This window comes from Sphaerisporangium krabiense, from assembly GCF_014200435.1.
Lineage (GTDB): Bacteria > Actinomycetota > Actinomycetes > Streptosporangiales > Streptosporangiaceae > Sphaerisporangium > Sphaerisporangium krabiense.
Window position 1 is genome coordinate 551486 of sequence record NZ_JACHBR010000001.1, and the last position, 14470, is coordinate 565955.

10 protein-coding genes are annotated in these 14470 nt (G+C 73.9%); 5 read left to right on the forward strand and 5 right to left on the reverse strand.

All coding sequences use genetic code 11. From position 1 onward, the window contains the following. Positions 1-21: 21 nt before the first annotated feature. Complete coding sequence (locus BJ981_RS02275; protein WP_184608073.1) at positions 22-4650, forward strand: FtsK/SpoIIIE domain-containing protein; 4629 nt, start codon at positions 22-24, stop codon at positions 4648-4650. A gap of 9 nt (positions 4651-4659) precedes the next feature. Here BJ981_RS02275 and BJ981_RS02280 read toward each other — a convergent pair whose 3' ends face one another. Both BJ981_RS02280 and BJ981_RS02285 read right to left on the reverse strand, forming a co-directional pair. Continuing rightward, positions 4660-5169, reverse strand: a complete 510-nt coding sequence (locus BJ981_RS02280; RefSeq protein ID WP_239139121.1) for a TadE/TadG family type IV pilus assembly protein — start codon at positions 5167-5169, stop codon at positions 4660-4662. A 10-nt stretch (positions 5170-5179) separates the two neighbouring features. Next, positions 5180-5452: a WXG100 family type VII secretion target gene (locus tag BJ981_RS02285; protein ID WP_184608074.1), complete on the reverse strand. Its 273-nt coding sequence runs from the start codon at positions 5450-5452 to the stop codon at positions 5180-5182. Positions 5453-5719: 267 nt separating this feature from the next. Between BJ981_RS02285 and BJ981_RS02290 the strand changes: the two genes are divergently transcribed. From BJ981_RS02290 to BJ981_RS02300, 3 genes are all read left to right on the forward strand, one after another. Continuing rightward, positions 5720-7462 carry an acetyl/propionyl/methylcrotonyl-CoA carboxylase subunit alpha gene (locus BJ981_RS02290; RefSeq protein WP_184608075.1) on the forward strand — a complete coding sequence of 581 codons (1743 nt, stop codon included), beginning with the start codon at positions 5720-5722 and terminating at the stop codon, positions 7460-7462. A gap of 104 nt (positions 7463-7566) precedes the next feature. Continuing rightward, positions 7567-8979 (forward strand): hypothetical protein, encoded by a 1413-nt coding sequence (locus tag BJ981_RS02295; RefSeq protein WP_239139120.1) that lies wholly within the window; start codon positions 7567-7569, stop codon positions 8977-8979. A gap of 307 nt (positions 8980-9286) precedes the next feature. After that, complete coding sequence (locus BJ981_RS02300) at positions 9287-10513, forward strand: pentapeptide repeat-containing protein (protein WP_184608076.1); 1227 nt, start codon at positions 9287-9289, stop codon at positions 10511-10513. A gap of 15 nt (positions 10514-10528) precedes the next feature. Here BJ981_RS02300 and BJ981_RS02305 read toward each other — a convergent pair whose 3' ends face one another. Beyond that, a complete protein-coding gene (locus BJ981_RS02305) occupies positions 10529-11923 on the reverse strand; it encodes an NAD(P)H-quinone dehydrogenase (RefSeq protein WP_184608077.1) in 1395 nt (464 codons plus the stop codon). A 220-nt stretch (positions 11924-12143) separates the two neighbouring features. On the opposite strand from BJ981_RS02305, the gene BJ981_RS02310 reads away from it, so the two are divergent. Continuing rightward, positions 12144-12596 (forward strand): gamma-glutamylcyclotransferase family protein, encoded by a 453-nt coding sequence (locus BJ981_RS02310; protein WP_184608078.1) that lies wholly within the window; start codon positions 12144-12146, stop codon positions 12594-12596. Positions 12597-12611: 15 nt separating this feature from the next. Here the strand turns inward: BJ981_RS02310 and kynU are convergent, their stop codons facing one another. Together kynU and BJ981_RS02320 are read right to left on the reverse strand one after the other, a co-directional pair. Further along, on the reverse strand, positions 12612-13796 hold the full coding sequence (kynU, locus tag BJ981_RS02315; RefSeq protein ID WP_184608079.1) for a kynureninase: 1185 nt from the start codon (positions 13794-13796) through the stop codon (positions 12612-12614). Positions 13797-13949: 153 nt separating this feature from the next. Further along, positions 13950-14462, reverse strand: coding sequence for an RDD family protein (locus tag BJ981_RS02320; protein ID WP_184608080.1), 513 nt, complete (start codon positions 14460-14462; stop codon positions 13950-13952). Positions 14463-14470: the final 8 nt, after the last annotated feature.

The following is a 14470-nucleotide window of genomic DNA, read 5'->3' on the forward strand; positions in this document are numbered from 1 at the left end:
GGACCCGGAGGAGAACGCCGCATGCGGATCATGCTTACCGTGGTCTCGGAGCACGGCCACCGCGACGTGGTGGCCGAGGGCGACGAGGAGACCACGGTCGCGGGGCTCGCCGCCGCCCTGAAGGGCGTGCCGGAGGAGACCCTGGGCAACGTCGTACGTCTGGCCCGGGCACGGGCGCCGTACGGCATGGGCGGGCGCCCGCGCCCGGCGGCCAAGGCCGGGCCCGGCCCCGAGGTGCCGTCCTTATGGGTGGACGGCAGGCGGCTCGACCCGGACGCGCCCGTGGTGGCCGCGCTGCGCGACGGCGACCTGGTGACGCTGGACCAGCGGACGGCCGGGGCCACGGTGCTGGCGGAGCCGGGCGGCGTGGCCGAGGTCAGGGTCGTGGGCGGCCCGGCCGCCGGGTCGGTGCACCGGCTGGGCCTCGGCGTGCACGTCATCGGCTCGGGCCCGGCGTGCGCGGTGCCGGTGGACGATCCGGACATGCCCGCGGAGGCCGTGGAGATCCGGGTCACGCCGGACGAGGTGCTGGTGCGGTCGGTCACGCCGCCGGGCAGGGAACCGGCGGAGCGGCCGCGCCGCGGCGCCCGGCGGGCGCGGCGCGCCGCCTCGGAGCCCGTGGACCTCGGCGCGCCGGCCCACGAGATCATCGGCGCCATGGTGCGCGGGACCACCTACTCCGCCGCCCACGTCGCGGGCGAGCAGGTCGGCGCGCCACGCCCCTGGCCGGAAGGCGCCCCGCTGACCTGCGGGAACTCGGTGCTCGTGCTGCGGGCGACCGAGGCGCCCGACGCCCACCTCGACGCGCTGCCCGAGGGCGGGCTCGCCTACAACCGGCCGCCGCGCCTGCGTCCCGCCGAGCGGCGCAGGAGGTTCGAGGTGCCCGCCGAGCCGTCCCGGGGCGAGGGCATGCGCCTGCAACTGCTGGCCGCCTTCCTGCCCGCCGTGCTCGGCCTGGCCCTGGCCTGGGTGTTCCAGATGTGGTTCTACCTGCTGATCGCGCTCATGACCCCGATGATCATGATCGGGCAGTGGATCAGCGACCGCCGGCACGGGCGCAGGAAGTACCGCCAGGACCTCAAGGCGTACAAGGAGCGGCAGGCCGCGTTCAAGGCCGCCGTCGAGAAGGCCAGGGCCGTGAACGAGGTGGAACGCCGCGCCGCCTCCCCCGACCCGGCCGAGCTGCTGCTGACCGCCACCGGCCCCCGCGGGCGGCTGTGGGAGCGCAGGAGCCACGACCCCGACGCCCTGCGCCTGCGCGTCGGCCTCGCCGACCTGCCCGCGGAGATCGAGTTCGTGCCCGAGCGCGGCGCCTCCGCCGACCTGGCGATGCCCGAGCCGCCGACCTCCGGCGCCGTGCCGGTGTCGCTGGCCATGCGGCGGCTGGGCGTGGCCGGCGTGACCGGGCCGCGGGACACCGCGCTCGGCGTCGCCCGCTCGCTGGTCGGCGCCGCCGTCACCCTGCACAGCCCGCGCGACCTGGCCGTGGTCGTGCTCTGCGCCAACGCCGACGGCGCGGCCCGGTGGAACTGGGCCCGCTGGCTGCCGCACTGCGCCCCCCGCGACGCCGACGCCGTCGCGCTGGTCGGCGCCGACCCCGAGGCGGCGGCCCAGCGCGTCTCCGAGCTGGCCGCGCTGATCGCCACGCGCCTCGGCGACGACGACCCGCAAGGGATGCTCGGCGCGGTCAAGTCGTGGGGCCGCTCCTTCCAGCCCGGCGAGGAGCCGCTGTACGCCTCCTACGACGACCGGCCCTACGACGTGCTGGTGATCCTGGACGGCGCCCAGGTGCTGCGCGGCCTGCCCGGGATGCCGCAGGTGCTCAGGCAGGGCCCGCGCGCCGGGGTCTACACGATCGCGATCGACGAGGACCAGCGGCTGCTCCCCGAGGAGTGCGCCACCGTGGTCGACTGCGGCGAGAGCGGCTTCGTCCGGCTGCGGGGCGGCGGCCTGGACGCCATCGGCGAGATCCTCGCCGACCGCGTCTCCGCCGCCTGGTGCGACCGCCTGGCGCGGTCCCTGGCCCCGCTGCGCGACGTGAGCAGGGACGACGCGACCGCCGTCCTGCCCGGCTCGGTGCGGCTGCTGGACCTGCTGGCGCTGCCCGCCCCGACCGGCCGGGCGATCGCCTCCCGCTGGCGCGCCGGCGGCCGTACGACCCGGGTGCCGATCGGCGTCGGGCCCGAGGGCCCCTTCAGCGTGGACCTGCGCACCGACGGCCCGCACGCGCTGGTCGCGGGCACCACCGGCGCGGGCAAGTCCGAGCTGCTGCAGACCCTCATCTGCTCGCTCGCCGTGGCCAACCGGCCGGACGAGATGACGTTCGTGCTGATCGACTACAAGGGCGGGGCCGCGTTCAAGGAGTGCGTGCGCCTGCCGCACACCGTCGGCATGGTCAGCGACCTCGACGAGCACCTCACCCAGCGGGCCCTGTCCTCGCTGGCCGCCGAGATCCGCCGCAGGGAGCGCCTGCTGCTCGCCGCCGGGGCCAAGGACATCGACGACTACCAGGAGCTCGACGGCCCGCGCGCGCCGCTGCCCCGCCTGCTGCTGATCATCGACGAGTTCGCCGCCATGGTGTCGGAGCTGCCCGACTTCGTGGACGGCCTGGTCGACATCGCCCGGCGCGGCCGGTCGCTCGGCATCCACCTGGTGCTCGCGACCCAGCGCCCCGCCGGCGTCGTCACCGCCGACATCCAGGCCAACACCTCGCTGCGCATCGCCCTGCGGGTCACCGAGCCCGCCGAGTCCGCCGACGTCATCTCCGGCCCGGAGGCCGCCCACATCTCCAAGTCCACGCCCGGCCGCTGCTACGTGCGCTCGGGCGCCGCGCCCGCCCAGCCGGTCCAGACGGCCAGGATCGGCGGCAGGGCCGTGGAGGGCGGGAGGACGAGCGCGGGCCCGAAGGTCGTGGAGGTCGGCTGGCGCGACCTCGGCCACCCGCTGCGCACGGCCCCCGAGCCCGTCACCGCCGGGCTGTCGTCCACCGCGCCGGCGAGCGACCTCGCCGTCCTGGTGGACGCGGTCGTCGACGCCGCGCGCGTCGCGGGCGTGCCCGGCCAGCCCAGCCCATGGCTGCCGCCGCTGCCGGAGTCGATGCTGCTGGACGACCTGGACGGCCCGCCGGCCCCGGCCGGCCGGGAGGTGCCGCCGCTGCCGTTCGGCGTCACCGACCTGCCCGCCGCGCAGGACCGCAGGCCTCTCGCCCTCGACCTGCCGCACGGCGGCCACCTGCTGATCGCGGGCACGGCGCGCACGGGCAGGTCCACCGCGCTGCGCACGCTGGCGGCCTCCATCGCGCGGCTCGCCTCGCCGCAGGACGTCCACCTGCACGCCATCGACTGCGGGTCGGGGGCGCTGCTGCCGTTCGTGGCGCTCCCCCACTGCGGCGCGGTCGTCACCCGCGACCAGCTCGACCGCGTCGAGCGCCTGCTGGCCCGCCTGCGCGCCGAGATCGGGCGCAGGCAGCAGGTGCTCGCCGAGGCCGGGTACGCCTCCCTGGCCGAGGCGCGGCAGGCCGCGGGGCCGCACTCGACGCTGCGGATGCCGTGGCTGGTGCTCCTGCTGGACCGCTGGGAGGGCTTCGCCGCCGCGTTCGAGGGCTACGACTACGGGCGGCTGCTGGAGTCGCTGATGCAACTGCTGCGCGAGGGGCCCGCCGTCGGGCTGCGCGCCGTGGTCACCGCCGACAGGTCCGGGCTGCTCGGGCAGATCTCCACGCTCTTCGACGATCGCCTGATCATGCGGCTGGCCGACCCCGCCGACTACGGCCTCGCCGGGCTGCCGCCGCGCGCCCTGCCCACCGTCATGCCGCCCGGGCGCGCGCTGTCGGTCGGCGAGCAGGGCGTGACCGAGAACCAGATCGCGCTGCTCGACGACGACCCGTCCGGGCCGGCCCAGGTCGCCGTCCTGCAGTCCCTGGCCAAGAAGTCCGCCGAGCGGTTCCCCTCGCCCGCCTCGCTGCTGCGGGTGGACGCGCTGCCGATGCGCGTCACCGCCGCCCAGGCGCTCGACCTGGTCGCCGGGTTCACGCCTCCTTCGCCGCTGTGGGCGCTGCTCGGCGCGGGCGGCGACTCGCTGGCGCCGCTCGGCGTCGACCTGCTCGCGCAGGGCCCGGCCGCGGTGGTGGCGGGCCCGTCCAGGTCCGGGCGGTCCTCGGCGCTGCTCACGGCCGCGCGCTCGCTGCTCGGCCAGGACACCCCCGTCGCCGTGGTGGCCCCGCGCCGCAGCCCCCTGCGCGACCTGGCCGGGCAGGACGGCGTCCTCGGGGTGGTCTCCGCGGAGGGGGAGGACCTGCCCGCCGTGCTGCTCGGACACGACCGGTACGTCGTGCTGGTGGACGACGCCGAGCTGATCTCGCCGGACTCCCCGCTCGGCATGGCCCTGGAGAGCACGCTGCGCAGCGGCAGGGACGGCGAGCACGGCCTGCTGGTCGCGGGCACCACGGGCGACCTGGCGACCGCCTACCGCGGCTTCGTGGCCGAGGCGCGCAAGTCACGCACCGGGCTGCTGCTGTCGGTGCAGAGCCCCGCCGACGGCGACCTGTTCAACGTGCGCCTGCCGCGCGGCGCGGTGGGCGGGCCGCCCGGGCGGGGGCTGCTGGTGATCTCGGGCACGGTCACGCCGATCCAGGCGGCCCTGAGCGCGTGAGGCCGGCCGCTACCGGCAGCCCGGGCTGCCGTCGTCCGGGCGGAAGCACTCGATCGGGCCGCCGAACGTCGAGGTGACCGTGAACGTCATGCCGGGCAGCAGGGGGACGGCCGCGACCGCGTTCCCCTGGACCGTCACGCCGCGCTGGTCCCCCCTCTCCCAGGCCCGCACGGTCACCGAACCGAGCATCCTGGGGCCGACGTCGCGCACGATGGCCCGCGCCCGCGCCTCGGCGGCGCCACGCCACCCCGGCGAGCCCGTGCCGGCCGCCCTGGCGATCCTGGCGCCCTCGCGCGCGGCGGCGTCGGCGACCTGCCTGCCGTGGAAGACCAGCGCGAACTGCACGACCAGCAGGATGACGATCAGCACCACGGGCATGATCAGCGCCAGCTCGACCACCGAGGCGCCGCGGTCGCCGTCCCGGGACGGCGCGGCCCGGCCGTGGAAGCCCACCGGCCGGGCCGTGACGCGGAACGGGGACGGCGAGCCGGTCGCCGTCCCCGTCGCGCCGCGTCTCACGTTCGCCGCGCTATCGCGTCGCGGACTCGATGTTGCCGCGGTAGGTGTTGATGATGCGGGACGCCTCGGCCAGTTCCTCCGACATCCGCTGGAACGCCTGCCGGTAGTTCTGCCAGGCGCCGCCGAACCGGGTGGCCCCGGGGCCCGTCCACGCCGTGCCGACCTTCGCGGCCTCGCGGTCGAGCGCCGCCATCGTCTGACGCACCTGCTCGGCCTGCTGCGTGAACTGGGCGGCCATGTTCTGCATTTCCGCGGGGTCGCCGCCGAGCAAGCTCTGGCTCATGCCGGTCTCCTTGAGGGTCGACTGCACACAGGGGGTGGCCAAACGCCCCTACCTTAGACGTCCAACCCCTAAGATGCACTGCTTATATCGACTGGTTATCGCCTTCCCCGCCCGTGCGCCGGCGCCGGGTTCCCCGAATCCCGGGGAGGGGGTAGGGGTCACCTGAGATCAGAGGACGCCTACACTCCGTGGAAGGCGCAACGCCCCCTTGGGAGGACAGAGCCCCCTTGGGGCCCCTTGCGAGGAACAGGAAAGGGACGACCTCGGGTGGAGAAGGTCCTGATCGCCAACCGTGGCGAGATAGCCGTGCGGATCGCCCGCGCATGCAAGGACGCCGGGCTGGGCAGCGTGGCCGTGTACGCGGAGCAAGACCTCGACGCGCTGCACGTCCGCATGACCGACGAGGCCTACGCCCTCGGCGGCCAGACCCCCGCGGAGACCTATCTCGACATCGGCAAGCTGCTGGACGTCGCGGCCCGGTCGGGCGCCGACGCCGTGCACCCGGGATACGGCTTCCTGGCGGAGAACGCCGAGTTCGCCCAGGCCGTGATCGACGCCGGCCTGGTGTGGATCGGCCCGCCCCCCGCGGCGATCACCGCGCTCGGCGACAAGGTCGCGGCGCGGCACATCGCCCAGCGCGTGGGCGCGCCGCTGGTGGCGGGCACCCCCGACCCGGTGTCCGGGGTGGACGAGGTCATCGAGTTCGCCTCCGAGCACGGCCTGCCGATCGCGATCAAGGCGGCGTTCGGCGGCGGCGGGCGCGGCCTCAAGGTCGCCCGCACGCTCGAAGAGATCCCCGAGCTGTACGAGTCCGCGGTGCGCGAGGCGGTGACGGCCTTCGGGCGCGGCGAGTGCTTCGTCGAGCGCTACCTCGACCGGCCCCGCCACGTCGAGACCCAGTGCCTGGCCGACAAGCACGGCAACGTGGTCGTGATCTCCACGCGCGACTGCTCGCTCCAGCGCCGCCACCAGAAGCTCGTGGAGGAGGCGCCGGCCCCGTTCCTCTCCCCCGAGCAGCTCGACCTCCTCTACTCCTCCTCCAAGGCCATCCTCAAGGAGGCCGGCTACGCCGGGGCGGGCACCTGCGAGTTCCTGGTCGGCCAGGACGGCACCATCTCCTTCCTCGAGGTCAACACCCGCCTGCAGGTCGAGCATCCGGTCAGCGAAGAGGTCACCGGCATCGACCTGGTGCGCGAGATGTTCCGCGTCGCCGACGGCGAGCCCATCGGCTACGGCGACCCCGAGGTGCGCGGCCACTCGATCGAGTTCCGGATCAACGCCGAGGACGCCGGCCGCAACTTCCTGCCGAGCCCCGGCACGCTGACCGCCATGCGCGTCCCCGCCGGCCCCGGCGTCCGCCTGGACGCGGGGTACGAGCCGGGCATGACCGTGCCGCAGTCGTTCGACTCCCTGGTCGCCAAGCTGGTCATCACCGGCCGCACCCGCGAGGAGGCGCTGGCGCGCTCGCGCCGCGCCCTGGCGGAGTTCGAGATCGAGGGCATGCCCACCGTCCTGCCGTTCCACCGCGCCGTCGTGACCGACCCGGCCTTCACCGGCGAGCCGTTCGGCGTGCACACCCGGTGGATCGAGACCGAGTTCGCCGGCGCGATCGAGCCCTACGCCGGCGACGTCTCCGCCGAGGAGCCGTCCGAGCGCGAGCGCGTGGTCGTCGAGGTCGGCGGCAAGCGCCTGGAGGTCGTGCTGCCCGCCGCCACCGCCGCGGCCCGGCAGCCCGCGGCCAGGAAGCCGGCCCGCCGCGCGGGCGGCAGGGGCGCGGCGGCGGCCGCCGGGGGCGACGCCCTGGTCAGCCCGATGCAGGGCACGATCGTGAAGGTGGCGGCGTCCGACGGGGACGTCGTGCAGGCCGGCGACGTCATCGTGGTACTCGAGGCCATGAAGATGGAGCAGCCGCTCACCGCGCACAAGGCGGGCGCCGTCACCGGGCTCGAAGCCGCCGTGGGGCAGACCATCACGGCGGGCGCCGCGATCTGCGAAATCAAGGACGTCTGACCGCACCGGACGCGCACGCCGCGTTGTCCAGCGGATACGGTTGCCAATCGAGGAACCTTTGACGACCCCCCATTCGTCCTGTAGGGCGAAGGAGGCATATAGCCGTGACCACTCATTCGGTGCGCCGCGCGGCGGCCACAGTCGTGGCCGCCCTGGTCGGCCTTTTCACGCTGCTCGCGCTGGCGCCCTCGGCGCTGGCCGCGGCCCCGCCCGACCCGAACACGATCGTGGCGGGTTGGAAGAACAGCAAGGACCATCTGTACGTGGGGCCGGGCGTCACATTGAGCTCCGACCAGCAATCCGGCATCCGTGACGCGCTGAAGGGCGCCGACAGCCCGATCTACGTCGCCGCGCTGGCCGACGGGACGGTGACCAGCAACTCGGCCGCCGGCAACCTGATCAGCGCGCTCGGGCAGGCGCTGGCCCGCGAGGGCAAGAACCGCGTCACCGTGGCGATCCTGGACGGCAACTCGCTGTTCGCGGGGTCCTCCGCGATCCGCAGGACCGGCCTCGCCGGGAACATCGCCGAGGCGGCCGTCGCGAACAACAAGGACGTCGTCTCCGGCATGGAGGACTTCGTCAACCGCGTCGACAAGGCGGTCAGCGGCGACACCCGCGGCGCCCTGAAGACCGGCAGCGCCGCGGGCGGCGGCGGTGGCGGCGGCGTCCTCATCGGCATCCTGGTGCTCGCCGTCGCGGGGGGCCTGGGCATCTTCCTGATCTCGCGCAAGAAGAAGCGCGACCGGGAGCGCCGCGAGGCCGCCGAGCTGGCCGCCGTCAAGCAGACCGTCGAGGAGGACGTCACCAAGTTCGGCGAGGAGATCACCGCGCTGGACCTCGACGTCAAGGTGGCGGGCAACCGCGCCTCCGACCAGGACGACTGGCGCCAGGCCCTCGACTCCTACGAGCGGGCCAAGACCGAGCTCGCCGCGGTCAAGCGCGTGGACGAGCTGCGCGGCGTGACCACCGCGCTGGAGGAGGGGCGCTACGCCCTGGCCTGCGTGAAGGCCCGCGTGAACAACCAGCCGCTCCCCGAGCGGCGCGCGCCCTGCTTCTTCAACCCGCAGCACGGCCCCTCGGCCCGCGACGTGCGCTGGGCCCCGCCCGGCGGCGCGCCCCGTGACGTCCCGGCCTGCGCCGACGACGCCCGGCGCGTCGAGCAGGGCTTCGACCCGCAGATGCGCGAGGTCATGATCGACGGCCAGCGCCGTCCCTACTGGGACGCGGGCCCGGCCTACGCCCCCTACGCCTCCGGCTACTACGGCGGCTTCGGCGGCGACCTCATGACCGGCATGCTCATCGGCACCGTCCTCGGCAGCTCGTTCGGCGGCTGGGGCATGCACGGCGGCTACGGCGCGGGCTATGACGCCGGCTACGCCCAGGGCATGGACGCCGGTGCCGGCGACTTCAGCGGCGCCGGAGACTTCGGTGGCGGTGGCGGCGACTGGGGCGGCGGAGGCGGCGACTTCGGCGGGGGCGACTTCGGCGGGGGCGACTTCGGCGGAGGCGACTGGTAGACCCCGGTCCCGGCTGCATCGAGAGATCTCACGGCCAACGTACGACCCACGAGAGCCCCGGCGGACACCCGCCGGGGCTCTCCGGCGTCTCCGGCCGGTCGCGAGGCGCGGGGGGCACCGGACCACGGGGGGCGCCGGAGCGCGGGGGTCCGAGGTCGTGTTCGAGGTTCAGCAGGGCCGCGGAGGCGCACCGGACCGCAGGGGGGTGCGAGGTCGTGTTCGAGGGCGAAAGGGATCTGCAAGGGACGTGCAACCCGGCGTATATGATCACCTGTCAGACTCGGCGTGATCGTCGAGGAGGCATGCGTTGCGTCGTTCCATCCCCCTGGTCCTGGTGTCGGGTCTCACCGGGCTGTTCCTGCTCACCGCGCCCGCGGGGCCCGCGGCGGAGGCCGCCGTGCTGGGGGCGCCCTGCAAGCCGGGTTCTGGCGTGAAGCTGCGCGGCAAGGACTTCACCGAGGGCGCCGCGCTCCCGGTGAACCTGCGGTGCGCCGACCTCACCGGCGCCAAGCTGGACGAGGTGGACCTCACCCAGAAGGACCTCACCGGGGCCCTGCTGAAGAACGCCTCGCTCAAGGAGGCCGACCTCACCCAGGCACGGCTGGAGTACGCCGACCTGACCGGCGCGGACCTCTCCAACGCCGACCTCGGCCAGATGCACGCCAAGCAGGCCACCCTGCGCGGGGCGATCCTGACGGACGCCGAGGCGGGCCAGGCCGAGTTCCCCCACGCGGACCTCACCGGCGCGATCATGGCGAGGGCCGAGCTGACGCAGGCCGAGTTCACCGACGCCACGCTCGTCGACGCCGACCTCAACGAGGCGACCCTCGGCCAGGTCCAGGCCAGGAACGCCGACTTCACCCGCGCCAAGATGCGGGAGGTCAAGCTCGGGCAGGCCAAGCTCCAGTTCGCCGTGTTCAAGGGCGCCAACCTCACCGAGGCGGAGTTCACCCAGGCCGAGCTGCGCGGGGCGGACCTGCACGGGGCCACGGTGCGGGGCGCGTCCTTCATCCAGGCCGACGACGTCAACCTGACCGGCGCGCTCGGCGAGCCGAAGGACGTCCCCGACGACGCGGTGGGCAGCACCTCCGACCTGCCGGAGGAGGACGTCGCCGCGGATTCCGGCGGCGACTCCGGCGACTCCGGCACGGGGGCGTCCACCGGCGGGCGCGGGGGTCTCGGGCTGGTCCTGATGATCCTCAGCGGGCTCGGGCTGAGCCTCACGCTGATCCTCTGGGGGCTGTCGTACCGGCGCAGGGTCGACCGGGCCAACCGGTTCGCCGCGGCCCGGCGCACCGCCGAGGAGGACGTGATCCGGCTCGGCGAGGAGATCGACGCGCTGGACTTCGACTACAAGATCAACCACATGGACGGCGGCAGTGTCGACCAGGACTGGCGCCGGGCGCTGGACGCCTACGAGGCGGCCAAGGTGGCGCTGAGCGGGGCGCAGGACATCCCGCAGCTCGGCGGGGTGGCCGCGGCGATCCACCACGGGCGCGACGCGCTCGGCCGCGTGCGCTCCCGGCTCACCTGAGCGGGGAGCGGGGGGTCAGATGACGGCGGAGGTGACCGGGAGCATGAGCCGCCGGGCGGCCTCGGTGATCGAGCCGGACAGCGAGGGGTAGACGGCGAAGGTGTGCGCGAGCTGGTCCACGGTCAGGCGGTGCTGGACGGCGACCGACAGGGCCAGGATCAGCTCGGAGGCGCGCGGCGCGACGACGACGCCGCCGAGGATGATGCCGGTGTGCGGCCGGCAGAACAGTTTGACGAAACCGTCCTCGAAGCCCTGCATCTTGGCCCGCGCGTTGGTGGCCAGCGGCAGCTTGACGACGTTGGCCTCGACCTCGCCCTGCTCGATCTGCCGCTGGGACACGCCCACCGCGGCGATCTCGGGGTCGGTGAAGATCGTGGAGGCGACGGTCGCGAGGCGCAGCGGCTGGACGGCCTCGCCGAGCGCGTGCCAGACGGCGATGCGGCCCTGCATGGCGGCCACGGAGGCGAGCATGAGCACGCCGGTGCAGTCCCCGGCGGCGTAGACGCCGGGCGCGGAGGTGCGGGAGACCTTGTCGACCTGGACGAACCCGTGCCGGTCGAGGGTGACCCCGCACTCCTGCAGGCCGATGCCGGAGGTGTTGGGGATCATGCCGACGGTCATGAGGCAGTGGCTGCCCTCGGCGGTGCGGCCGTCCTCCAGCGTGACGACCACGCCGTGCGCGGTGCGCTTGACGGAGGCGGCGCGGGACCTGCCCATGACGTTCATGCCGCGGCGCCGGTAGACCTCTTCGAGGACCTCGGCGGCGTCGGCGTCCTCGTTGGGCATCATGCGGTCGCGGGAGGAGACGAGCGTGACCTCCGAGCCGAGCGAGCGGTAGGCGCCGGCGAACTCGGCCCCGGTGACGCCGGAGCCGACGACGATCAGGTGCTCGGGCAGGTCCTTCAGGTCGTAGAGCTGGCGCCAGGTCAGCACGCGCTCGCCGTCGGGCTCGGCGCCGGGCAGCACGCGCGGCGTCGCGCCGGTGGCGACGATCACCACGTCCGCGTTGATCGTCTCGTCGCCCACCCGCACGACCTGCGGGTCGACCAGGCGGCCCGCGCCCTTGACGATGCGCACGCCCTCGGCGGTGAGCCGGGCGGCGATGTCGTGGGACTGGGCGCGGGCGAGTTCCTTGACGCGTTCGTTGACCAGCGGGAGATCGACGTGGACGCCGCCCACGTCGCCGTCGGAACCGCCGGTGAAGTTGACCCCGAGCGACGAGCCGTCCAGCAGGGCCTGCTTGCGGACCGAGGTGGCGATCATGGTCTTGGACGGCACGCAGTCGGTCAGGACGCACGCGCCACCAGGGCCGTCCTGTTCGACCACGGTGACCTCGGCTCCGAGCTGTGCGGCGACCAGCGCGGCCTCGTAGCCGCCGGGCCCGCCACCTATGATCACAATCGTCGTCACATACCCCATTGTCCCGCATGGGGTGGGGTGCCCGGGGTCCAATGGCCAAGCAGAAGCGACGAACATCGGTAAAAACCCCGATACTGCGACGAAAACCCCTACCAAACCGCGGCTGCCGGGGGCGCACACCGGAAGAACGCGCGGCGCCCGCCACACCCCGGCGCGTGTTGCGTGCGGCGCGCCCGATGACCGGGCGGATCTTGGATTACCCTTATATGCCGTGCCTGTTTACGCCGCCTATGGCAGCAACATGGATCCCAAGCAGATGGCTCAGCGCGCTCCGCACTCGCCCATGCGCGGGACCGGCTGGTTGCAGGGCTGGCGCCTGACCTTCGGCGGCGAGGACGTCGGCTGGGAGGGCGCGCTCGCCACCATCGCGGAAGATCCCTATGAGCACGTCTTCGTCGTCCTGTACGACGTGCCCGAATGGGACGAGGAGCCCCTCGACCAGTGGGAGGGGGCCGCCCTCGGGCTCTACCACAAGGTCAAGCTGCGCGTGGCCACCCTCGACGGCGAGATCCTGGCGTGGTTCCACGTCCTGGACGACTACGAGGGCGGCCTGCCCTCGGCCCGCTACCTGGGCATCCTCGCCGACGCCGCCGAGAAGGCCGGCGCCCCCGACGACTACGTCACCGACCTGCGCACCCGCCCCTGCACCTCGCTCGGCGGCTGAGCCGCCCGCCGCGTCTCAGCCCCGTTCGGCCAGCAGGTCCGCCAGGGCGCGGGCGGCGCGCAGCGCGTCCCCGTAGGTCACGTACAGCGGGGCGAAGCCGAAGCGCAGCACGTCCGGCGGGCGGTAGTCGCCGATCACGTCGCGGGCGGTCAGCTCGGCGACCAGCGTGCTCGCGTCGTGGTGGCGCAGCGAGACCTGGTGGCCGCGCCACTCGCCGCGCGGCGTCACCACCTCGACCGCCCTCCCCAGCAGCTCGTCCACGCACTCGATGAAGAACCCGGTCAGCGCCAGCCCCTTGGCCCGCACGGCGGTCATGTCCACGCCGTCCCAGACCTCCAGCGCCGCGTCCAGCGCCAGCAGCGACAAGATGTCGGGGGTTCCGGCGCGGGCCCGCGCGATGCCCGGCGCGGGGGCGTAGGACGACTCCATCGCGAACGGGTCGCGGTGCCCGCCCCAGCCGGGCAGCGGCTGGTGGAATTCCGCCTGCAGGTGGTGCGGCACGTAGATGAACGCGGGCGAGCCGGGGCCGCCGTTGAGGAACTTGTAGGTGCACCCGACGGCCACGTCCACGCCCAGGGCGTCGAGCTCGATCGGCAGCACGCCCACGCTGTGGCACAGGTCCCACACCGCACGCGCGCCCGCCGCGTGGATCTTCTCGGTGGCAGCGGCCATGTCGTGCAGCCGCCCGGTCTTGTAGTCCACCTGGTTGAGCAGCACCACCGCGGTCCGCTCGCTCAGCACGTCGTCGAGCTCGTCCACGACGGCCGGCACCACCATCGTCCCGGTCAGCTCGGCCGCCGACTCGGCCACGTACCCGTCGGTCGGGAAGGTCGTCGCGTCCACGACGATCTCACGGCGCCCCGGAGCCAGCCGCACCGCGCCCACCAGCGCCTTGAACACGTTGACGCTGGTCGAGTCCGCCACGACCACCTGCCCGGGCGCCGCGCCCACCAGCGGGGCGATCTTCTCGCCGACCCGCTCCGGCGCGACCCACCAGCGCTCCGGCCACGACCTGATCAGCCGCCGCCCCCACTGCTCCCTGACGACCTCCTCGACCCGCCCCGCGACCTGCCGCGGCGGCGCCCCGAGAGAGTTCCCGTCCAGGTAGACCACGGCGGGATCGAGATCGAACTCGGCACGCAGGTACCCCAGCGGATCCTCCGCGTCCAGCTTCGCCGCCCGCGCGTTCAACTCCGTCATGTCCCGCACCCTCCGCTCGGGCTCCGGCGGTCCCGGCGCTCCATGGTCGCCGGCTCACCGCCGGAAGACCATGCCGGGACCACGATCCGGATCCCACTTTCCCAGCCGCGCGGCTGATCACGCGCGGCGGCATGCCATGACCTTCGGCGCCGCCTAGTCCTGGATGACGACGGTGCCCGCCAGAAGGTCATGAAGGCACCTCTTGCCCGGGCCGACGATCCACAGCTGGTCGGCGAGGGCGAGCGCGAGCCCGATGTAGGGCACCATCACCACCACCGAATAGGAAGCGGCCCGCACTCCGGCCTGCCGCGACGTCAACGGGCCGCCGTCGAGGGAGACGACCTTGATGCCGCACAGCTTCTTGCCGAGCGTCCGCCCCCAGCGGACGTGCGTCCCCCAGAAGTAGAGCGCCGCGATGACACTCAACAGGAGATCGGTGAACCAGTACGGATCGTGGAAGGGGTTGCCGAAGAAGAGCGCCAGCGATCCTCCGGAGGAGTCCGAATCCGCCCCGGCGGCCGAGCCGCCGAACAACCCCGGCTCCAGCAGGGCGATGAGGACGAGGTTGAGGAGGAAGAGCAGTACGCCGTCGATCAGCATCGCGAGCAACCGGTGTCGCCGGGCGGCCACGGCGGGGCCCGCCATCACGTCGAGGGGGAGCGTCACCGGGCAAT

Bases quoted from the DNA above. Each gene is read 5' to 3' on its own strand.
- BJ981_RS02275 (WP_184608073.1), top strand. From the start codon at position 22: ATGCGGATCATGCTTACCGTGGTCTCGGAGCACGGCCACCGCGACGTG.
- BJ981_RS02285 (WP_184608074.1), bottom strand. From the start codon at position 5,452: ATGAGCCAGAGCTTGCTCGGCGGCGACCCCGCGGAAATGCAGAACATG.
- kynU (WP_184608079.1), bottom strand. From the start codon at position 13,796: ATGACGGAGTTGAACGCGCGGGCGGCGAAGCTGGACGCGGAGGATCCG.